Source organism: Pedobacter zeaxanthinifaciens (assembly GCF_003313335.1).
Taxonomy (GTDB): Bacteria; Bacteroidota; Bacteroidia; order Sphingobacteriales; family Sphingobacteriaceae; genus Pedobacter; species Pedobacter zeaxanthinifaciens.
Genome location: NZ_QMHP01000005.1, coordinates 139,356 through 162,091 on the forward strand (window position 1 = coordinate 139,356; position 22,736 = coordinate 162,091).

The window sequence follows — 22,736 nt, forward strand, 5'->3', positions numbered from 1 at the left end:
TTAATTGGAAACTGTTAACTGGAAACTGTCAACTGCCTCTTGTATATTTTCTTCCAATCGAAATAGCCGAAAATGGCTACTATAAATAAAAACAAAGTGAGTAGAGCGAACATGACATAACCTTTGTGCCACATTAAAGGGATAGCCACAATGTTCGAAACATTCAAAAAAATCCAATTTTCTATTTTTCGACGGGCCAATAGCCACATACCAGCCCAAGCGGTTGATGAGACAAACGCATCGAGGACAGGAACATCAGAATTAGTGAAATTAATTAGAGCAAAATAGAGGATGAAGTAACCCAATATGGCAATTGCAAAGGCAATCTGTAGCTCTTGTTTACTGGTCCAACTTACAGGTAAAGCTTCGTTTTTTGCTTTGCGCTTGCTCCAAATGATCCAACCGTAAATACTCATCACCAAGTAATACATACTCAGCAAACTTTCGGCATATAGGCGCACTTTTAGTTTTAAATACAGAGAAAGTAAAATACCAATAATACCGGCTGGATAAAGTAAAATGTTATTTCTTTTAGCTAGCATTACCTCTGTAACGCCAAAAGCAACCGCAATCCACTCTAAATAGCTAGTCGCCTTAATTTGTTCAATAAATAAACTAAAATATTCCTGAAACTGCATTTCTCAATAATTAAAAGCCCAAAGGCGATAAAAAATCAATTGAAAAACTGCTTTCAGGGCGAAACAGTAATTAGTTAACCTCTAAATTAATCCCTACGTCGGTATTATCCGCATCAGGTGCTTTTGAGAGGTATAAGGTTTTAGGTGTAAGGTATTAGGAAAAACCTACACCTTTAGCCTTTTAGCTTAAACCTCCAAAATGGGTATAATCTCAGCCTGCCAAATATTAGATGTTGCAAGCACCCCTTTGAGTTAAGGCAAATATATGTAATTTGCTTTCGGATAAAGAATAAATCCTAATCCATTTTTCCTATCGGTGGAGGATCACCTTTTCCTCCGATTGCTTCGAAATTTAGGTAGCGGAATTTATTATCTACGTCAACAACAATAATCACGTCTGCTTCCACAGCATTTTGACCAAAAAAAAGATACTTATAATACTGACCGTTGAAAGAGACATATTTAAAAGACTTTATCGGGCCCATTAACTGGAAAATGGAGTTTAAACTTTTAGTAAATTTTCCCAAGTCCACTTTATCTTTATAAAAAGAAGCATATAGTGCATACGACTTCTCGTAGTCTTGTTTATTATAAGATTCTTTCCATTTGTTCAGCAAACTGTCAACCTTTGCATGTTGAGCCTGTGAAAAGAAGCTCATAAAATGAAGGAAAAAAACCAATACTAATAATTTATTCATACGTACATTAATTTAAACTATAGCGCCCCTTTTAAAATTCGTAAGGCTCATATCAACAAAGATTAAAACAACGATCCCTGTCCTTTATCATCTATTTTGATATCTCCCGGATTAGTAATCTCAAAGGAAATCTTTTTCTTCTGAACCTGAGGTTCGGCTGGCTCGGTAGGTTTTTCTTCATTAGGTTCCTTAGCTGGCTCCTCCTCTATCACTAAAGGCTTAGCCGCCGATTTGAACGAGGGCTTGGGCTTTTGAGCTTCCAATGGCACCTCAGTTGAACCTGCCTCGTCCGATACTTCTTGCATATCCTCAGTCGCAACATCGTCAACAACTTCTGCTCCGTCCGTCTCCTCATCGGCTATCACTTCAGGAATCCCTATTTCCAACTCAGCATCCACTAAAGCCACCTGTTTCACCACATGCGGCGTCAATCGGTTTCCATTGGCTTTCCAACCCTTAACGTCAATCAAACCAGCCAATTCAAGCTCTAAAGTTTCGGGCGTTTTAGTCTTCCCCTTCTCCACGTCAACAGTCAGTTTAGCATCAGTTTTACCTGTAATTAAAACAAGTTTCGAACCATTTTCTTCACTGATAAAACTCACTACCTTTCCAACTGGCTGCACCTCAAAAGCAAATCGTTTTACGAAATAATTTTTAGCTTTTCCGTCATAGTGCACTGCACCAAATACCTGCTCAGGGTTAAACTTCTGCATTAAAACAATGCCTTCATCAAAGTGGTTGCTCAGCTCAAAGGTGCTAAGTTCATAAGTACCATTAGCATACACTTGAAGAATTTTATCGTCACCGTCAAACTCACCCAAATACTTGCCTCTACCATCAACATTTAGACGTTTTAAAATATCATCGTACCAAATTTTAATACCCGCCAAAGTAGACACGCCTTTAGTTTTGAGCAAGACCTTTTTGATAGGGAATTTCACTACAATATTCCCCATTGATGCCCTACCTTTAATGGCAACATTAGCAAAATCAATATCTATACTCAGTTTCTTGAGCTTAGAATGTGGTTTCAGCTGCACATTAACTACCTCGGCCTCACCATTCGGGTTGGCTGTAAAATACAAAACCTTTGATCCTTTGGTGCCTTTAGTTAAATCATATTCCTTGTCACGTGTAACACCTAATACCGAAAAACGCTTGATGTAGCTGATCCCACTTCCACCGTCTTTGTAAATCATGTTGTACACGGTACGCTCATCGCCTTTTTTAAATACTTGAGCATGAATAATGTGTTTGCCAACAAAAGTTTTATCCGCAACCTTTGTCACAATAAACCTACCATCCTCACGGAAAACTATAATTTCATCAATATCAGAGCAATCGCCAATATATTCATCCTTCTTTAAGCCTGTACCAATAAAACCGTCTTCACGGTTCATGTACAATTTCACATTTGCCAAGGCTACCTTAGCAGCTTCTACCCTATCAAATAATCTAATCTCGGTTTTACGTTCCCTACCTTTTCCGTATTTGGCTTTAATTTTTTCAAACCAAGCAATGGCGTAGTCGGTCAAATGGCGTAAGTGGCCTCTAACCACTTTCATCTCATCCTCCAACGACTTCATCATCTCATCAGCCTTTTTCACATCAAAACGGGTGATGCTACTCATTGGCTTATCAATCAATTTCTTAAAGTCCTCTGGCTGAATTTCACGATATAGCGATGGCTTAAATGGCTCAAACAAACGATGCAACACGGTTACAACAGTATCAAAATCTCCAGAATTTTCATATTCCGGATTTTTGTACATCCCCTCTTGAATAAAAATCTTAAGTAGCGAGCTAAAAAACACCTTTTCCTGCAATTCATGCAAACGTATTTCAAGTTCCTGCTTCAACAAGGCCTTGGTAAACTTTGTGTTCTGCTCTAAAATATCGTTTACACTTAAAAAGTGTGGCTTGTCTTCTTTAATTACGCAAGTATTGGGCGATATTGATACCTCGCAGTTGGTAAACGCATATAGCGCATCAATCGTAACATCTGGCGAAATACCCGGCGCCAAATGCACTACAATTTCAACATTTGCAGCCGTATTATCCTCAATTTTTTTGATTTTAATTTTACCCTTATCATTTGCAGCTAAAATACTGTCAATCAATGATCCTGTAGTGGTACTATAAGGAATTTCGGTAATAACTAACGTACGTTTATCGCGTTCTAAAATCTTAGCCCTTACCCTAATTTTACCTCCACGCTGGCCTTCGTTATAATTCGAAAAATCGGCCATACCGCCAGTAAAAAAATCGGGAAGTATGTTAGAAGGATTTCCTTTTAAAATTTCAATTGATGCATCCAGCAACTCATTAAAGTTGTGGGGCATAATCTTGGTGGCCAAACCTACCGCAATACCTTCGGCACCTTGCGCCAATAGCAATGGAAACTTTACTGGCAGGGTAAGCGGTTCGTTGTTACGCCCATCATAGCTCAGTTGCCAAACAGTGGTGTCTGGATTAAAAACTACATCGTTAGCAAATTTCGAAAGTCGGGCTTCAATATAACGAGGCGCAGCAGCACTATCACCTGTAACTGGATCGCCCCAGTTGCCCTGGCAATCAATCAACAAATCTTTCTGACCAATTTGTACCATCGCATCCCCAATCGAGGCATCCCCATGCGGGTGGTATTTCATGGTGTTCCCAATCACATTTGCGGCTTTGTTGAAACGTCCATCGTCCATTTCTTTCAACGAGTGCATGATCCTCCGTTGCACAGGTTTAAAACCATCATTAATGTGCGGAACAGCCCTGTCCAAAATTACGTACGAAGCGTAGTCTAAAAACCAATTTTCGTACAGTCCATTAATAGGAATTACTTTCTGTTTGCTTTCCTGCTCTTCAGGCAAGTTGGTTTCGTTTAAATCGTCCAGTTCTTCACTCATGTGGTAAAAAAAGTTTTTGGGATGCGTAAATATAAGGTTTGAAGCCCATTTTTACGAGAGAAGTTTTTAACAATTAAGGCTAATAAATTGACAGCCAAGCTTTGAACTATTTGAAAAGCAAATGCAGCAATACTTCGCTTCCGAAAGCCCCGCTATACGCTGCAATCTTTTTGTTTAGTTCATTTGTCATTCCAAGGAATAAGGAATCTATTGCTGCACTACGCTATGCTCACAATGATACATTAAACACAAAAAGTATTTCCGCTATTATCAGGTTTAAATCACAAACACTGTTGCTACTAGGAACTTTAACAAACCGCTATTCAATTTGGTATAGGTCTGTCAAAGCCAATCATCCTATTATTCAACTTGCTACAGGTTTGTCAAATTAATGCACTAATTAAAAGCTATTGCTATCCTTAGTTGATCGTCCCGCTAAGGTATACCCAGCGCTCTCCACTTACGCTCCTAACATTAAAATATTGACGTTTTAACAATGCTAAACCCATTTCTGGAGACGCCTCATTAATGTCTATTTCGTATTAAACAATTTAGTTTTAAAGCCATCCTACTCCAAACAATTTATCAAATTTTACCATTAAACAATTTTACTAAACCTTATCTTCGCTCTATGTCTCTATTTTCAGTTAAAGAACAAATGGATGCCTTGGTTGCAGAGCTCAACCAACACACCTACAACTACTATGTTTTGGCTATGCCAACCATCGGCGACTATGAATTCGACAAAAAACTTGAAGAATTGGTCAAATTGGAAAAAGAATATCCAGAATTTGCAGACCCCAACTCTCCTACTCAAAAAGTAGGCGGAGATATTACCAAAACATTCAACACCGTTCGCCATAAATGGCCCATGTTGTCCTTAGGGAACACTTACAGCGAACAAGATTTACGTGATTTCGACGAACGCGTACGCAAGGCTATTGGCGATAATTTCGAATATGTTTGCGAGCTCAAATTCGATGGCTTATCCATGAGCATCACCTACGAGAACGGTAAACTGGTAAGAGCAGTAACACGCGGCGATGGTACACAAGGCGATGATGTAACTGCCAACATTAAAACTATACATTCTATACCTCATCATGTAAAAGGAAACGATATACCCGAAACCTTTGAAATTAGAGGAGAAGTTTTTATGCACCGGGCTGCGTTTGAACGGCTCAATCGCGAACGTGAAGAATTAGGGGAAGTTCCTTACGCCAACCCAAGAAATTTTGCAGCGGGTACTGTAAAAATGCAAGACTCAAAGGAAGTAAAAAAACGACCTTTAGATTGCTTTCTTTATGGTTTATACACAGATAAACAAATCTTTAAAACACATTGGGAAAGCCTGGAAGCAGTTAAAAATTGGGGCTTTCACGTTTGCGAACATACCAAGCTAGCAAGTAGTATTGATGAAGTATTGGATTTTATACACTACTGGGATACGCAACGCTTTAAGTTAAGCTACGATATCGATGGCATCGTAATTAAGGTGAATAGCTACGGCCAGCAGCAAGAGCTTGGATTTACAGCAAAATCACCTCGCTGGGCTATATCTTACAAATATAAGGCGGCAGAAGTTCAAACTGTACTGGAAAAAGTAACCTATCAGGTCGGTCGTACGGGTGCGGTAACTCCAGTGGCCAACTTAAAGCCTGTGGTATTAGCAGGCACCACCGTTAAGCGTGCAACTTTGCACAATGCCGACGAAATTGCTCGTTTAGACCTTCACGAGGGTGATACCGTAATGGTGGAGAAAGGTGGTGAAATCATTCCTAAAATTATACAAGTAAACTTGTCGCTCAGAAAAGCGGATGCACAGCCAATACATTTCATTAAGAACTGTCCTGAATGTGGCACTGCGCTAGTAAGAAGAGAGGGTGAGGCTGCTTATTACTGCACTAATGATGAAGGTTGTGGCCCTCAAATTGTAGGAAAAATACAACATTTCATTGGTCGCAAAGCAATGAACATTGATGGATTAGGAGATGAAACCATTGAAACTTTCTACAAACGCGGACTGGTAAGGCACATCAGTGATTTATATCAATTACATCAAAAAGCAGATGAACTAAAAGCAATTGAGCGGTTTGGCGAAAAATCAATAGACAATATGCTTAACGGCATCGAAAAATCTAAGCAAATGCCTTTCGAGAAGGTACTTTTTGGATTAGGCATTAGATATGTTGGCGAAACAGTGGCTAAGAAACTAGCTAAAGCAGTAAAAAATATCGACAATTTAGCCAATGCTAGTTTAGAAGAATTGACCGCTATTGATGAAATTGGAGTGCGCATAGCAGAAAGCATTCACGAATACTTCGCACAAAACAGCAACATTTTGCAGATAACCGAACTAAAGAATGCAGGTTTATGCTTTGAAGTAAAAGAATCTGTAAATAAGGCTCAAAGCGATAAATTAAATGGAAAAACATTTGTAATTTCGGGCGTTTTCGAAAAATATAGCAGAGACGAACTAAAGAACTTGATAGAAGAAAATGGGGGAAAAATCTTAAGTAGTATTTCAGCTAAATTGGATTTTTTAGTAGCAGGGGATAATATGGGACCTTCCAAACTTGAAAAGGCAACCAAGCTCAATATCAAATTGATTAGTGAAGAAGAATTAACGAAAATGATTGAATGAGAGAATTATAAAATGATAAAATGAAGAGCTAACCTAAGTGCCAAACTCAGTCATGCTATCATTCAAAAATTAATAATTAATAACATAATGAACAAATTTCACGGAACAGGTGTAGCATTGGTCACACCTTTCAACACTGATGGCTCAGTAGATTATCAAGGCCTAAAAAACCTGATCAATCACTTGGTTGATGGAGGCGTAGAATACCTCGTATCTTTAGGTACAACTGGCGAAACTGCCACATTAAGCAAGGATGAGAAGAAGAAGGTGTGGGATTTTACCGCTGAAATTAACAACGGACGCTTGCCACTTGTAGCGGGAATTGGCGGCAATGATACCTTAGGCGTAGCCGAAGACATCAGAACATTTGAAAGTAATGCGTACAGCGCCATTCTTTCGGTTAGTCCGTATTACAACAAACCAAACCAAGAAGGTATTTACCAGCATTACAAATACCTTAGTGAAATGAGTACACTACCTATTTTGTTATACAATGTTCCTAGTAGAACAGGAATTAGTATGACACCCGAAACCACCTGCAGCCTAGCGCATGATTTTAAAAATTTAATTGGTGTAAAAGACGCAGCTGCATCTTTTGATCAATTTAACCAGATCATGAGAGATAAACCTGAGGATTTCATGTTGATTTCTGGGGATGACCCGGTAGCAATGCCGATGATGTCCATTGGAGCGGTTGGTGTAATTTCGGTAATTGGCAATGCACTACCTAAGCAATTTTCGGACATGATTAGACTTTGCCTTAACGGTGAGTTTGCGAAAGCAGCTCCGGCGCACTTAAGTTTGATTGAGTTTACTAGACTATGCTTTGCGGAGGGCAATCCGGTAGGTGTAAAGGCCGCATTAAGGCAACTTGGCATTTGCGGCGACGACGTTCGCTTGCCATTAGTTAAAGCGAGTAAAGAACTTGATACCGCCATTGCAGAACAATTGAAGCAACTAGCATAACTGAGCTAAAAAACATACTTATGGCCTCGATTGAATATCAGTCGGGGCTTTTTTGCATATTTCTTAGCTATACAAAATTAACTCTCATAGCTTTCCGAGTTGACCTACAAGAAAAATATCATTATTATTCTCAACTATGGTAAAACACATTATAATGTTACATCATTTGTCAGGAAAATGTAAGATGCAGGCATGAGAATTGCTTGAACTAGCATACACACAAAAACACACAAATGAAAAAATTATTATTTATCCTTATTGTGCTAGGCACAATGAGCTGTAACATTACGCAACTCTACGAACCAAAGTTTACACTGGGCATGGAAGAGAGTGAATTCAAGCACCTTAACCGTTACGCGACAAAAGTTTACGGCGACCAAAATGGCGTAGTAATCTATAGAACGTATAATGAAGTTACAGAAGCTTACAAATTCTTCTTATTTGAAAAGCAGAAGCTGGTTAAATTTCAGGAAGGCGCTTACAAAGACGACTACAGATTTTTCTAAAAATCAACTAAATAAAAAAAGCACCTTGGTCAGAGGTGCTTTTTTGTTCACAATGCGTTTAATTAAGCTTTGTTTTTAGTTTCTTGTACTTCTAAACGGATGCTTTGAGCTAAGTTTTTCAAGTCTTGCATTCCTTTACGTACACGAGTTCCAGCAGCGCTGTTAGATTTGTTGTAAAATTTGTCCACATCAGCTTCCAAAGCTGCTACTAGTGCTTTTACTTCAGCAAATTTTTTCATTTTTAAAATACTCCTATTAGTTTTTAAGGTTTTGATTAATACTCTGTTACTAATGTAAGAGGTTTATTTTAATAAAAAAATTTTTGTAGAAATAAAAAATACAGGTTTATGCGTTTTTTTTCCACAAAAGCCGCATTTATAAACAGCAAAATACTGGAAATCAAATATTAACAAAAAAATCCCGATGTTTCCAACGGGATTTTGCTATGCTATGCTACTCAGCAGAAGAAAACTTATTTTGCTGATAATAACCACTTTTCAGTTTTTCAGCCACTTCGCTAAAAGCATCCAAAGTGCGCTGAACATCATCCAAAGTATGTACCGCTGTAGGTATTAATCTTAATTCAATATGTCCTTTAGGAATAACCGGATAAACCACAATAGAGCAAAAAATGCCATAATTTTCTCTCAAGTCGCGGGTTAAAGCCGTAGCTTCCAGCAATTCTCCTTTTAAAAACACGGGAGTTACTACAGTATCTGTAACGCCTATATCAAAACCGCGTTCGCGTAAACCATTTTGCAGTGCTAAAGCTACTGTCCAAAGTTTTTCACGCAATTCTGGATTATTTTTAAGCAACTCCAAACGTTTCATCAAACCAATTACCATTGGCATAGGTAAGGCTTTTGCAAAAGTTTGCGAACGCATGTTATATCTAAAATAGTCGGTAAGTTGCTTGGTAGACGCTACAAATGCACCAATACCTGCCATTGACTTAGCGAAAGTAGCGAAGTAAACATCTACCCCATCAATGCAATTTTGTGCTTCATGAGTACCTGCACCCGTTGGGCCCATTGTTCCAAAACCATGCGCATCGTCAATCAGCAAGCGGAAATCGAACTCTTTCTTTAAATCGATTAATTCTTTAAGTTTACCTTGAGCACCAGACATACCAAAAACACCTTCAGTAATTAACAGGATACCTCCACCAGTTTGTTCAACCAGTTTTGTTGCCCTTTGCAGTTGTTTGCGAGCATCTTCTACGTTGTTATGCTTATAAACAAAACGTTTGCCCATGTGTAAGCGCAAACCATCTAATATACAAGCGTGAGACTCTCCATCGTAAACTACAACATCATTTCTATCCAGTAAGGCATCAATAATAGACACCATGCCTTGATAGCCAAAATTCAATAGAAAAGCATCTTCTTTACCTACAAAGCTGGCTAGGTCTTGCTCTAACTGTTCGTGATATTTAGAGTTTCCCGACATCATTCTGGCACCCATTGGGTAGGCCATACCAAACTCAGCAGCACCTTGCTCATCCGCTTTTCTAACTTCTGGATGATTAGCTAGGCCCAAATAGTTATTTAAGCTCCAAACCAAGTGCTCCTTACCATTAAATTTCATGTGAGGCGCTATCTCTCCCTCTAATTTTGGAAAAGAAAAATAACCATGAGACCAGCTTTGGTGTTGACCAATTGGGCCCATGCGTTTTGCTACTTTATCAAAAATATCCAATGTTTTTATTATTATATGTAAGTGTTATTGTATTGTTAATTCGGCAAATTTACGGTTAAAATCGCTATTTGGCAACCCATTAGCCCTGTTACTATATAGAAAAAGCCTTGACAACACGTATTGCCAAGGCTTTAACATTATTTAATTTTTTTATTAATCCACATTATCGTGTAAAAAAGAGTTATTAGGTCTAATTCCAGTTTCTCCATCTTCATCATTAGTTAATGTAAATCTTGAAACTTGAGACTCCGATGAATGCTGAATTTGTTGCAATTGCATTTGTTTACGTTGGTAAGCAGGCACATTTTCCAGCTCTTGCAAACCGTTGGTTGTTCTCAACTTCATGCTCAAGTCTTTCAACCTCAAAATTCGTTCTTTCGACTTTCTCAGTTGCTCTTCAATAGATTCGTCGGTTTTATCCTGATCAGCACTAAAAGGCTCTACTGGCATTTGAGCAGGCATTTGCACCACAGGTTTTTGCTCAACTACATCTTCCTGTACCGTTGCAATTGGTGTTTCAAAAACAAATTCTGTTTCAGCAACTTTCACTTCAAATTCAAAAGCAGGCTCTTCTGCTTGTTTAGGCTCTTCTTGAACAGGTGTTTCCTCTACTAAATGATGGAAAACCATACCATTATCTTCCTGAGCTGGTGCAGGAGCTGAAGCCACAGGGGCAGGTTTAGCGATATTAAACAAATCACCAAATAAATCAGGTTGTTTAGCTTCCTCTGGCTGTACTTTCAACACTGGTTCATTACTTACTGGAGTTTCTTTAGGCGTAATGAAAGAGTTAACTGGCTCTACTGGTTTAACCAATGGAGCTTCTTCAGGAGTTAACAAAGAAATCTTTTTAACGTTCTGTTTATCTTTTTCACGCTGCTCAGTAGTTTGAAAACCTGTAGCAATAATGGTTACTGAAATTTTTTCGTCCAAGTTTTCATCGATACAGTTACCCCAAATTAAGTCGGCACTTAAACCAGCTTTATCCTGAATATAATCCGTAATGATAGAAACCTCATCCATGGTTACCTCTTTTACACCAGAACTGATGTTTAACAAGATATACCTTGCACCTTCAATTTCGTTATCCTTCAATAATGGAGATGCTAATGCACCTTCTACTGCAGCAAGAGCACGGTTATCACCATCAGCAGCGTAGCTACCCATGATACAAACACCACTTTCTCTCATTACAGTTTTCACATCTTTGAAATCGACGTTGATATAGCCTGGCACTGTAATGATCTCCGCAATACCTTTAGCTGCAGTTGTTAAAATATCATCTGCTTGGGCAAAAGCCGAACCCAAGGTTAAGTTGCCAAAAATTTCACGTAACCTATCGTTGGAAATTACCAGATAAGAATCTACATATTTTTTAAGCTCTTCTAAACCATCATCAGCTTGCATTTTACGTCTTTTACCTTCGAAAGAAAAAGGCGTAGTGATAATTGCTACTGTTAATATATCTAACTCTTTCGCTGCTTTAGCAATAATTGGACTTGCACCTGTACCAGTACCACCTCCCATACCTGCGGTAATGAAAAGCATTTTGGTAGTGCTACCCAACATGGTTTTGATATCTTCAATATTTTCGATGGCGGAATTTTTACCCACTTCAGGAATAGAACCAGCGCCCATACCTTCGGTTAAGCTAGCGCCCAACTGTACCTTGTTAGGAATTGGACTCGACTCCAACGCTTGTGCATCAGTATTACAAATGATAAAGTCTACACCAGTAATTCCTTGACGGTACATGTGGTTTACCGCATTACCTCCACCGCCTCCAACACCAATTACCTTGATGATTGAAGATTTATCTTTTAACATTTCGAACTTCATATCGTTATGAATCAGTAGTTTAAAATTTTAATTTATGCTGTTCATTCCTTTTGTAATATTAACACTTTTTTAACAGTCGTTTTCCACAAGTGTTAAGAATGTGGAAAATTCCCAAAATGTGGAAAAATATTACTACCTGATGTAATCTTCGTCGCTAACGTTCATATCATCTTTGATAAACTCGGTAGCTTTTCCTAGTAATTTATCGAATAAACCAATGCGTTTTGCTTTCTCTTTTACTTCTTTAGGTTTTTCAATAAATACGCCAGGTTGCTTCATTTCCTCCAACATTTCTTCGGCTTTTTGAATACCTTTAATCAACAAACCTACCGAAGTAGCGTACATTGGGCTCTTCAAATCGTCGTAAATGTTTTTAGGCATTTCCTCGTATTTAGACAAATGCTCGTTAGGATATCCCACGCGGCAATCTAAACCTGTTACATATTCTACCATTTGGCTAAGGTGTTTCAATAAAGCACCGCCACCAGTAATTACTACACCACCAATTAAGCGTTTTTCGTAGCCTGATGATTTAATTTCGTAATACACATGCTCCATGATCTCTTCCATACGGGCGTGGATGATATAGGCAAGGTTTTTTACCGAAATTTCCTTTGGCTCACGACCACGCAAACCTGGAACGCAGATAATTTCATTCTCTTTGTTCTCTTCAGGTAGGGCCGACCCAAAGCGAGTTTTTAACAATTCAGCTTGGTTGCGCATTACAGAACAACCTTCTCTGATATCTTCCGTTACGCTGTTACCTCCAAAAGGGATTACTGCCGTATGGCGAATGATGCCTTCGTGGAAAATAGCCACATCAGTGGTACCACCACCAATATCAACTAAGCACACTCCTGCTTCTTTTTCTTCCTCGCTCAACACCGATTCAGAAGAAGCAAGTGGCTCCAATATCAACTCTTGAGTTTGCAAACCTGCGTTTGTAACGCAGCGCATGATATTTTTAACGGCAGTTACCTGACCAGAGATGATGTGGAAGTTAGCTTCCAAACGTACGCCAGCCATACCTACCGGGTCTTTAATACCTGGCTCGTTATCAATAGTGAACTCCTGCGGCAAAACATGGATAATCTCTTCGCCTGGAGGCATCACCAATTTGAACATATCATCAATTAACTTGTCGATATCTTTCTTGCTGATTTCGTTATTTAATTCTCTGCGGGTTAAAATACCGCGATGCTGCAAACTTTTGATATGCTGCCCAGCAATACCTACGTTTACAACGCGTATCTCAACATTTGATTGTGCGCTAGCAATTTCAACTGCTGCGTTAATACCCTGCACCGTTTTTTGAATATTGGAAACCACACCACGAGTTACACCCGCTGATTCGGCTTTGCCAATACCTAAAACTTCTATTTTACCATGATTTGTTCTGCGGCCCACAATTACGCAGATCTTGGTAGTACCAATGTCTAAACCTACTACGATTGGTGATTGAATGGTAGTTTTTTCTTTGCCCATAACCATTTTATTTATTGTTGAGTTTGATATTATCTGTTCGTTTTCTTGTTGTCTTTCTCTTTGGTAGCCGTTTTCTGCACCGTTTTCGGTTTAGCTGCTTCCTTGTCTTTTTCCTTTTTCACCTCTGTTTTCTTCGCAGCATCAACGGTATTTGTTGTTTTAGCTTTATCTACTTTTTTAGTGTCGGTCTTTACCGGTGCAGTTTCCGCTTTTGTGTTTTTAGTATCACCGGCGGCCTGCGTTTGAGTGGCTTTATCAATCTCATCCTGTATAGCAGCTTTCACTTCAGCGTTGATGGCCTGTTGTTGTTGCACCACCGAATCAGGCACTACTGATTTTTCTATTTTCTTTATCGCTAACGAGTCACGTTTTTCGCACACAATTTGGTTAACGTATTTCAAATTGATAGATCGGTAAGCGTTCCAGCCCACTTTTGGCATTGCTTGCTTATAAAAAGCCAGCAAATTTTCCATCTTAATATTAATGTCTTTTGCGTTTCCTAAAATGATGCGCTGGTTTCCCACTCTAGGTACCATCTCGATATCATTTTTTTCGTTTACGTACAACTGCTCAATTTGCGCATCCCATAATGTATCCTTTTTTACAAACGCGGCTGTTTGATACAAATCTTTTGCTATGCCGGTCATCAACGTATCAACCCTACCGTTAAAACCCTCCAAAATATTACCCGAGGCTACTAAAACATTAGCGGTAAAGTTTGGCGAAACAGGCATTTTCAAGCCGTCGCTATCTACATAATAATCCTGACCGCCGGCGTTCAAAATCCTTAAAATAGGCTGGCGCTGTTTTACCTCAATGAAAACTGTACCGTTCATGTCGGCATAAACTTTAACAAAGCCGATGTACGGATTTGCTGCGATGCTTTTTTCAATATCATGCAGGTTGATGCCTTCTAAATTTCTTCCTATTAAATCACCTTGATTTTGTTTTAAAATGGCATCAATTTCCTCTATTTCAATAAAGTTATCCGCTCCGGGAATTAATATTTCAATTTTAGCACACTTTACCGTATGCTTTTTAACACCGATAAAACTCATTAATACCACCACTCCCGCTAAGCAGGTTAGCCAAGCGAAGACTTTAAAAATAGCTTTCCAGTTAATTCTCTTAAGCATGGTTTAAAGTATTTTTTAATGGTTCAATTAAGGTATCAATATCGCCAGCACCAACTGTTACCAGTAACTCTGGATTTTTATCTTCTATCAGTTTTACTGCTAAATCTTTTCCGCAAATCTGTTTATTTTCAATTGTGATTTTATCCAACAATAATTGTGAGGTGATACCTTCTATAGGCAACTCTCTTGCGGGATAAATATCTAACAACACTAGTTCATCAACCGTACTTAGCACCGTTGCAAACTCGTTTATAAAATCACGGGTGCGACTAAATAAATGTGGCTGAAAAATTACCGTTAGTTTCTTTTCAGGATACAACTGCCTAACTGCATCAAAACATGCTTTTAACTCTTCAGGATGATGTGCATAATCATCAATATAAATGTGCTGATCATTCTTTACAATGGTTTCGAACCTACGTTTTACCCCTTTAAAGCTAGCTACTGCTTTCTTCACACTATTTGGATGGATGCCCAAGCTCAAGGCCACTCCAATAGCAGCAGTGGCATTTTCCACGTTGTGCTTACCAGGCATTGCCAATTTCAAATCTTTAATGGTAGTGTAGCCATCCTCAAAATCAAACACAAAACAACCATCTTGCACCCTAATGTTTTGAGCATTAATGGCAGCACTGCCGCTTGCGCTGTAGGTTATTCCCGCTACTGGCAGACCATCTTTAATAAACAAACGACCTTCCGGTTTAAGTTGAGCAGCAAACAAATTAAATGACTCATGCAAATGGCTCTCATCACCATAAATATCCAAATGGTCGGCATCCATTGACGTAATCACAGCAGCATCTGGATGAAGGGTAAGGAACGAACGATCATATTCGTCAGCTTCTACCACTACGACATTATTTTTACCGTACAGTACATTGCTTTGATAATTTGTGGTGATGCCACCTAAAAAGGCAGTGCATCCAAAACCCGTATCAGTTAAAATATGTGCAACCATAGAGGAGGTTGTTGTTTTACCATGCGTACCCGCCACAGCTACACAATACATGCCTTCGCTAATAATGCCTAGCACCTGCGACCGTTTTTTCAAATCAAACCCCTTACTTTGGAAAAAGTTAAGGATTTGGGCATTTTTAGGGATAGCAGGCGTGTAAACTACCAACGTATCATCGTATTTTTCTCTGAACGCTACGGGAATAGTTTCTTCTTCATCCAAAAACGAAATTAAAATACCTTCTTGCTCCAACTGTGCGGTTAAAGCAGTACGAGTTTTATCATAGCCGCAAACTACGCAGCCACGCTTTGCAAAATAACGAGCAAGTGCACTCATGCCTATACCCCCTATGCCTACAAAATAAACCCTATTGATATTTGATAATTCCATGTTGGCCCCTCTCTGCCTTTGGCATCTCTCCCCAAAAGGGAGAGAATAGCTTTTAGCAATGGTTTTTCTTTATTGTTTTTTTATCCTTTCAACTTTCCTAAATTGGAAATCTGACTTTTAATTTTACATTTGCTCCAAAAGTCCCCTTAGGGGATTTAGGGGCTTATTAGTTTCAACACTTCTTTCGCAATTACTTCATCAGCGTCAGCAAAAGCCATTTTACCTATATTTTCACTCAGCATTGCTGATTTTTCTTTATCATTTAGCAATGCTAATGCTTGCGCTACCAAAGTATTCTCTGCCGCTGCATCTGCGATTAAAATAGCTGCGTTTTCTTTTACCAATGCTAAGGCATTTTTGGTTTGGTGATCTTCTGCTACATTTGGCGATGGCACTAAAATTACCGGCTTCTTAATAAGGCAAAGCTCTGCAATGGTACCCGCACCAGCCCTTGAGATAATCACGTCAGAAGCTGCATAAGCTAAATCCATTTGGTTCAAAAACTCTAACACACGTACGTTAGGGTGGAAATTTTCACCTAACCGCTCTACGATGCCTTTGTAGTAGAATTTTCCAGTTTGCCAAATTACCTGCACATCTTGTGCGATGATTTCACCTAGATGCTTTTCTATCGCTTTATTAAGTGTTCCCGCACCTAAACTCCCGCCGGTAACCAAAATGGTTTTTTTCAACGGATCAAGCTTTAAAAGCTCAGCACCAGCATGTCTACGCCCTTCAATGCTTACAATGTTTTTCCGTACCGGATTTCCAGTTTTTAAAATTCTGTCCGCTGGGAAAAATGCTTCCATTCCATCAAATGCTACGCAAATTTTTGAAGCCTTTTTGCTCAACAATTTATTAGTAACACCGGCGTATGAATTTTGCTCTTGAATCAAGTAAGGTATGTTTTTTAGCGATGCGGCATAAAGCAAAGGACCAGAAGCATAGCCACCAACCCCAACTACAGCGTTAGGTTTAAAATCGGCAATTAATTGCATCGCTTTGCGCACACTTCCTATAACCTTAAATGGTAGCCCAAGGTTTTTAAAAATTGAACCTCGTTGAATACCACTGATATTTAGTCCCACAATTTGATATCCAGCCGCCGGAACTTTCTCCATTTCCATGCGCCCTTCTGCCCCAACAAACAAAATCTCGCACTGCGGGGAAATTGCTTTTAAGGCATTAGCAATAGCAACGGCGGGGAAAATATGCCCGCCAGTGCCACCACCAGATATGATAATTTTTGGGAAATTATTCATGTGTTTAATTTGATAATTGGTTGATTAGCTAATCAGCTAATTCCCCTCGTCTCTATTTTTTATTTTTAATTATCTAATCAGCTAATCATAACATTAGCTAATTAATTACGCCATCGCTGGTATTTCTCCTACAATTACTTTATCCTCTTTTTTTACCCCGCTGCTTTTCTCCTCCACATCGCGGCTTACGCTTAAAATAATGCCAAAGGCGATACTTGTAAAAATCATGGAGGTACCACCCATACTTACCAATGGCAACGGCACTCCGGTAACTGGGCCTAAACCTACTGCAACAGCCATGTTAGCGAAAGCCTGAATGGTTAAGCTAAAACTCAATCCGGCTGCCAGCAATGCCCCAAAAGCCTTGGGACTTCGATTTACAATGAGCACACACCGGTACAATAAGGTGAGGTACAAAATGATCACTACTAAACCGCCCACCGTTCCATATTCCTCAATAATAATGGCGAAAATAAAATCGGAATATGGATGCGGTAAGAAGTTTCTTTCGGTACTATTGCCCGGCCCTTTGCCTAATACGCCTCCTGTAGCCAGCGCAATTTTTGAGTGATCAGATTGATATGTTTTATCTGAATCCTGTTTTTCAGGATGCATAAAAGTTTTAATACGAGACTGCCAAGTATCGGCCCTTGGGCCAATAAATATGAGTAAAGTTAACATTACCGCACCTGCAGCACATACCATTGCTATTTGCTTGATGCTGATACGACCAATAATTAACAAAAGGATACTTACGCCAAACAACATCAAACCCGTTGATAAATTTGCCCAAGCAATTAGTCCAAAAACCACAACCACAGAGCCCATAATAGGCAAAAAGGCATTTTTTACATCTTTGATATTTTCTTGCTTACGAGTTAACATTCTGGCTAGAAAAGTGATCAAAGACAGTTTAGCCAAGTCGGACGTTTGAAAAGTAAGTCCAATGATTGGTACTTGTACCCACCTTGATGCATTGTTTAAATTAGCTCCAAAAATTGCTGTGTAAAACAACAGTGGTATGGTTATGATCATCAAAATCTTCGAAATCCCTGCATAGTACTTGTAATCCAGCAAGTGGGCGATATAAATCATCACCACACCAAGCAATACAAAAATTACATGCTTAAACAAGAGGTACTTTTCAACTGAAACACCCTTTTTATAAGCAATGGCGCCGGTGGCACTGTACACCACCATAATGGAGATCATGGAAAGGAGTGTTATGATGATCCAAATCCAACGATCGCCTTTAGTACGTTCAAGAAGTGCGTTGATGTTAAACATTTTCTTTTATTGATTTTTTCGTTGACTACACAGATGCTATGATTTCACCGATTGTACTTTCTATTTTTAAGCTTTTACTTTTAAAGTTCTTTCACTGCCGCTTTAAACTGATTGCCGCGGTCTTCATAATTTTTAAATAAATCAAAGCTGGCACAAGCCGGAGACAACAATACCGTACTGCCTTTCTTTGCCAAATGATAGGCTACTTGCACCGCTTCTTCTGCTGAGAAAGTATTCACAATAACTTCCACATCATCTTCAAAAGCTTCGTGAATACGTTTGTTATCCTTGCCTAAGCAAATAATTGCCTTTACTTTTCCACGTACCAAGTCTTTCAACATGGTGTAGTCATTTCCTTTATCTACACCGCCCATAATTAACACCACGTCTGTATTTACACTTTCCAATGCATACCAAGTAGAGTTAACGTTGGTTGCTTTCGAATCATTGATATAAGCTACATCGTTGATTTTAGCCACAAACTCCAACCTATGATCAATGTTCTTGAAATTACCCATGCTTTCGCGGATAGTTTCATTGCGTAACTCCAGTACTTTAGCTACTATGCCCGAGGCCATTGAGTTGTAAATGTTGTGCTTGCCTTGTAAGGCTAGGTCTGAAATTGACATGGTTAGTTTGTTGTTTAAATTAATATTGATGTGGATGTTATCTTGTTCCAAATAGGCACCTCTATCTATTTTTTGAAGGATAGAAAAGGGGTATGTAGTAGCTTGAATATTAGCTGTAGCCAGAATTTTCTGCGTTTCTTCATCGTCAGCACAGTAAATAAAAGTGTCAGCTGCTGTTTGATTTTGCGTAATTCTCAATTTAGAAGCCGCATAGTTGGCAATATTGTAATCGTACCTGTCCAAATGATCAGGAGTAATGTTCAGTAAAACCGAGATATCGGCTTTAAACTCGTACATGTCATCCAGCATGAAGCTTGAAATCTCCAATACGTACCAATCAAAATCCTGATCAGCTACCTGCGCCGCGAAACTATGACCTATATTACCTGCTAATCCAACATTTAACCCCGCATTTTTAAGGATGTGATAGGTCAACATGCTTGTGGTTGATTTACCATTTGAACCGGTAATACAAACCGTTTTAGCGTTAGTATATCGTTTAGCAAACTCTATTTCTGAAATTACAGGCACACCTTTTTCAACCAATGCTTTTACCATTGGCGCTGTTGAAGGGATACCTGGACTTTTCACTACCTCAGTAGCGTTTAATATTAAGTCTGCAGTATGCTGGTTTTCTTCAAAAGGGATGTTCATGCTTTGCAAATCAGCCTTATAAGCCGCAGCAATGGCACCAAAATCGGAAACAAAAACATCGAAGCCCTGCTTTTGAGCAAGCTTAGCCGCACCAACACCACTTTCACCAGCGCCCAAAATTACCATACGCGTAGCCGCAGCCGGGTTCGACTGTGTCTCGTTTTGCGATATGTTAGGATTCGAGTTCATTTTTTATTTTTCTTTTGCGGCGAAAAATCTTTCGCCCTTTTATCTTCTCTTTTTTTGTTAGTCTTTGACGGGCTCAGACTTACAACTTTGCATTTTTACTTTCGACTTTCTATCTTAATTTCAGTGTTACAAAGGCAATTACCGCCAGTAAAATTCCAATGATCCAGAAGCGGGTAACAATTTTTGCTTCGTGATATCCTTTTTTCTGGTAATGGTGGTGCAAAGGCGACATTAGGAAGATTCTTCTTCCCTCGCCAAAACGCTTTTTGGTGTATTTGAAGTAGGTAACTTGTAAACTCACGGAGAGCACTTCAATTAAAAACACGCCGCAGATAATTGGAATCAGTAACTCTTTTCTAATCATAATGGCAAAAACCGCAATGATTCCTCCGATAGTTAAACTACCCGTATCTCCCATAAAAATTTGAGCTGGATAAGAGTTGTACCATAAGAACCCGATACAAGCACCAACAAATGCACCTGCAAAAATGATCAGCTCACCACTGTTAGGGATGTACATTATATTCAAGTAATCCGCGATAACGGTGTTACCAGAAACGTAGGCAAAAATACCGAGGGTTATACCAATAATGGCCGAAGTACCTGTAGCCAAACCATCGATGCCATCGGTTAAATTGGCCCCATTGGAAACTGCAGTTACAATAATGATTACAAAAGCTAGAAATACGATGAAAGCATATTTCTCGTAGCCCTCTCCTAAAAACTTCACCACTTTAGCGTAATCAAACTCGTTGTTTTTATAAAATGGAATATTAGTCTTCGTCGACTTGATATCCTGCGTGTAGTAATAAGTTTCGCCTTTTTTGCGCAATACCATTGGCGCTGCACTTTGCACTTTAGCGGTATCTACCTTAGCTGTTTCATCTACAGTTTGGCGTACTACAATATTAGGATGGAAATACATGGTAACACCTACAATTATTGCCAAGCCTACCTGCCCAACTACCTTAAATCTGCCAGCTAAACCTTCTTTATTTTTTCTAAATACTTTGATATAATCGTCCAAGAAACCAATTGCACCCATCCACAAAGTGGTAATGATCATCAAAATCACGTAAATGTTAGTGATGTTGGCAAACAAGATGGTTGGAATTAAAATTCCCATTAAAATCATGATACCGCCCATTGTAGGTGTACCTTGTTTTTGCATTTGTCCTTCTAAACCCAAGTTCCTTACTGTTTCGCCCACCTGTTTCATACGCAAGTAATCGATGATACGGCGACCATAAACTGTGGTAATAATCAGCGACAAAATGATAGACAACGACGAACGGAAAGTAAGGTATTGGAACAACCTTAATCCCGGGAAATCGTAGTTTTTATGTAGATATTCGAATAATAAATATAACATTAGCTGATTTGGTTTAGTTGTTCGTTAATAATTTCCTTATCGTCGAAATGATGTCTAACACCATTAACTTCCTGATATTTTTCGTGTCCTTTTCCTGCTATGAGAATGATATCTCCAGGTTTTGCTAAATGACAAGCAGTTTTAATGGCTTCCTTTCTATCTAAAATACTGATGGCCTTGCGCTGATTAGTTGGAGATACGCCAGCTTCCATATCCTTGATAATTGCCTGCGGATCTTCGGTGCGTGGATTATCTGAAGTTAAAATCACTTTATCACTCCAATCACAAGCTACCTGAGCCATCACCGGACGTTTAGTTTTATCTCTATCGCCGCCACAACCAATCACGGTAATCACCTGTTCGGTTCCTTTTCTGATATCAGCAATGGTACTCAACACATTTTGAACTGCATCAGGCGTATGCGCATAATCCACAATACCTACAATGCCAGTTTTAGAAACGATGTAATCAAACCTACCTTCCGCTCCCGACAATGCGCTTAAGGTGGTGAGCACTTTCATTTTATCCTGCTCCAACAATACAGCGGTAGCATAAGCAGCTAGCAAGTTGTAAGCGTTAAACGAACCAACCATTTTAAAATAGACTTCAGTTTGATCCACCTCTAAGTGCAAACCGCTAAACCTATTCTCAATTACCTTTGCTTTAAAATCGGCCATTTGTTTTAGACCGTATGTTTTTTTATAAGCCTTGGTGTTTTGCAACATTACCATCCCGTTTTTATCATCGGTGTTGGTTAAGGCAAAAGCCGATTTAGGCAACATGTCAAAAAAGCCCTTTTTAGCTTTGATGTAATTATCGAAGGTTTTATGAAAATCTAAATGATCATGAGTGATGTTAGAAAAAACAGCACCTGCAAAAGTTAATCCCGCAATGCGATGTTGCGCCACTGCATGTGAACTTACTTCCATAAAGCAATATTCACAGCCTTCATTCACCATATCCCGCAACAACTGATTTAGTGCTATCGGATTAGGTGTAGTATGCGTGGCTGGAACTATGGTATCATTAATTTGATTTTGTACTGTAGATATTAAACCAGTACCATAGTTAAGCTTGCGGAACAACTGGTAAAGCAACGTTGCGATGGTTGTTTTTCCATTAGTGCCTGTAACCCCTACTAGTTTTAGCTGTGCAGATGGATTGCCGTAAAAATTGCAAGCCACTACACCCAAAGCTTCAGACGAATCGTCAACAACTATATAAGTAACCTCATCATTTAAACTTGCAGGAAGCGTTTCACACACAACTGCTGACGCACCCGCCGCTATAGTTTTGTTGATGAACTCATGGCCATCGACAGCAGTGCCTTTAATTGCAAAAAACAAGGTTCCAGTATTTACTGTACGCGAATCAAAAGTAAGCGCAGCAATATCCTTTTGAGATACACCCACCATACTTTTAATTGAAACACCGTAAAGTAAATCTTGTAAATTCATTCCTTATAATTTGATAATTGGATAATTAGCT

The 22,736-nt window shown here is 39.0% G+C and carries 17 protein-coding genes; 3 read left to right on the plus strand and 14 right to left on the minus strand.

The genetic code is table 11. From position 1 onward, the window contains the following. Positions 1-14 precede the first annotated feature (14 nt). The 3 genes from pnuC to DUT68_RS09380 all read right to left on the minus strand — a co-directional run bounded on the left by pnuC (position 15) and on the right by DUT68_RS09380 (position 4,236). Positions 15-638: a nicotinamide riboside transporter PnuC gene (pnuC, locus tag DUT68_RS09370; RefSeq protein ID WP_113637823.1), complete on the minus strand. Its 624-nt coding sequence runs from the start codon at positions 636-638 to the stop codon at positions 15-17. Between the two features lie 296 nt (positions 639-934). Further along, positions 935-1,336, minus strand: a complete 402-nt coding sequence (locus DUT68_RS09375) for a hypothetical protein (RefSeq protein ID WP_113637825.1) — start codon at positions 1,334-1,336, stop codon at positions 935-937. A gap of 62 nt (positions 1,337-1,398) precedes the next feature. Further along, the gene (locus tag DUT68_RS09380; protein WP_113637827.1) at positions 1,399-4,236 is read right to left on the minus strand and encodes a DNA gyrase/topoisomerase IV subunit A; all 2,838 of its coding nucleotides are present in this window, start codon (positions 4,234-4,236) and stop codon (positions 1,399-1,401) included. A gap of 631 nt (positions 4,237-4,867) precedes the next feature. Here DUT68_RS09380 and ligA point away from each other — a divergent pair. The 3 genes from ligA (at position 4,868) to DUT68_RS09400 (ending at position 8,352) form a co-directional block, all read left to right on the plus strand. Further along, positions 4,868-6,880, plus strand: a complete 2,013-nt coding sequence (gene ligA / locus DUT68_RS09390; protein ID WP_113637831.1) for an NAD-dependent DNA ligase LigA — start codon at positions 4,868-4,870, stop codon at positions 6,878-6,880. A gap of 87 nt (positions 6,881-6,967) precedes the next feature. Next, complete coding sequence (dapA, locus tag DUT68_RS09395) at positions 6,968-7,846, plus strand: 4-hydroxy-tetrahydrodipicolinate synthase (protein WP_113637833.1); 879 nt, start codon at positions 6,968-6,970, stop codon at positions 7,844-7,846. Positions 7,847-8,079: 233 nt separating this feature from the next. Next, on the plus strand, positions 8,080-8,352 hold the full coding sequence (locus DUT68_RS09400; RefSeq protein ID WP_113637834.1) for a hypothetical protein: 273 nt from the start codon (positions 8,080-8,082) through the stop codon (positions 8,350-8,352). Between the two features lie 62 nt (positions 8,353-8,414). Here the strand turns inward: DUT68_RS09400 and DUT68_RS09405 are convergent, their stop codons facing one another. From DUT68_RS09405 to DUT68_RS09455, 11 genes are all read right to left on the minus strand, one after another. Continuing rightward, complete coding sequence (locus DUT68_RS09405; protein WP_113637836.1) at positions 8,415-8,591, minus strand: histone H1; 177 nt, start codon at positions 8,589-8,591, stop codon at positions 8,415-8,417. Positions 8,592-8,805: 214 nt separating this feature from the next. Further along, positions 8,806-10,050, minus strand: coding sequence for an aminotransferase class I/II-fold pyridoxal phosphate-dependent enzyme (locus DUT68_RS09410; protein WP_113637838.1), 1,245 nt, complete (start codon positions 10,048-10,050; stop codon positions 8,806-8,808). Positions 10,051-10,203: 153 nt separating this feature from the next. Beyond that, complete coding sequence (ftsZ, locus tag DUT68_RS09415; protein WP_113637841.1) at positions 10,204-11,889, minus strand: cell division protein FtsZ; 1,686 nt, start codon at positions 11,887-11,889, stop codon at positions 10,204-10,206. Between the two features lie 132 nt (positions 11,890-12,021). Continuing rightward, on the minus strand, positions 12,022-13,374 hold the full coding sequence (gene ftsA, locus DUT68_RS09420) for a cell division protein FtsA (RefSeq protein ID WP_113638112.1): 1,353 nt from the start codon (positions 13,372-13,374) through the stop codon (positions 12,022-12,024). Positions 13,375-13,403: 29 nt separating this feature from the next. Continuing rightward, the gene (locus DUT68_RS09425; RefSeq protein WP_237088307.1) at positions 13,404-14,510 is read right to left on the minus strand and encodes a cell division protein FtsQ/DivIB; all 1,107 of its coding nucleotides are present in this window, start codon (positions 14,508-14,510) and stop codon (positions 13,404-13,406) included. Next, positions 14,503-15,855 (minus strand): UDP-N-acetylmuramate--L-alanine ligase, encoded by a 1,353-nt coding sequence (gene murC / locus DUT68_RS09430; protein WP_113637842.1) that lies wholly within the window; start codon positions 15,853-15,855, stop codon positions 14,503-14,505. The genes DUT68_RS09425 and murC overlap by 8 nt, the downstream gene beginning before the upstream one ends. 155 nt (positions 15,856-16,010) lie before the next feature. After that, the gene (murG, locus tag DUT68_RS09435) at positions 16,011-17,117 is read right to left on the minus strand and encodes an undecaprenyldiphospho-muramoylpentapeptide beta-N-acetylglucosaminyltransferase (protein ID WP_113637844.1); all 1,107 of its coding nucleotides are present in this window, start codon (positions 17,115-17,117) and stop codon (positions 16,011-16,013) included. Positions 17,118-17,222: 105 nt separating this feature from the next. Beyond that, a complete protein-coding gene (locus DUT68_RS09440; RefSeq protein ID WP_113637846.1) occupies positions 17,223-18,404 on the minus strand; it encodes an FtsW/RodA/SpoVE family cell cycle protein in 1,182 nt (393 codons plus the stop codon). An 80-nt stretch (positions 18,405-18,484) separates the two neighbouring features. Continuing rightward, a complete protein-coding gene (gene murD, locus DUT68_RS09445; protein WP_113637848.1) occupies positions 18,485-19,876 on the minus strand; it encodes a UDP-N-acetylmuramoyl-L-alanine--D-glutamate ligase in 1,392 nt (463 codons plus the stop codon). 109 nt (positions 19,877-19,985) lie between these two features. Then, complete coding sequence (gene mraY, locus DUT68_RS09450; RefSeq protein WP_113637850.1) at positions 19,986-21,248, minus strand: phospho-N-acetylmuramoyl-pentapeptide-transferase; 1,263 nt, start codon at positions 21,246-21,248, stop codon at positions 19,986-19,988. Further along, the gene (locus tag DUT68_RS09455) at positions 21,248-22,705 is read right to left on the minus strand and encodes a UDP-N-acetylmuramoyl-L-alanyl-D-glutamate--2,6-diaminopimelate ligase (protein WP_113637852.1); all 1,458 of its coding nucleotides are present in this window, start codon (positions 22,703-22,705) and stop codon (positions 21,248-21,250) included. Before DUT68_RS09455 ends, mraY begins: the two co-directional genes overlap by 1 nt. Between the last annotated feature and the right edge of the window lie 31 nt (positions 22,706-22,736).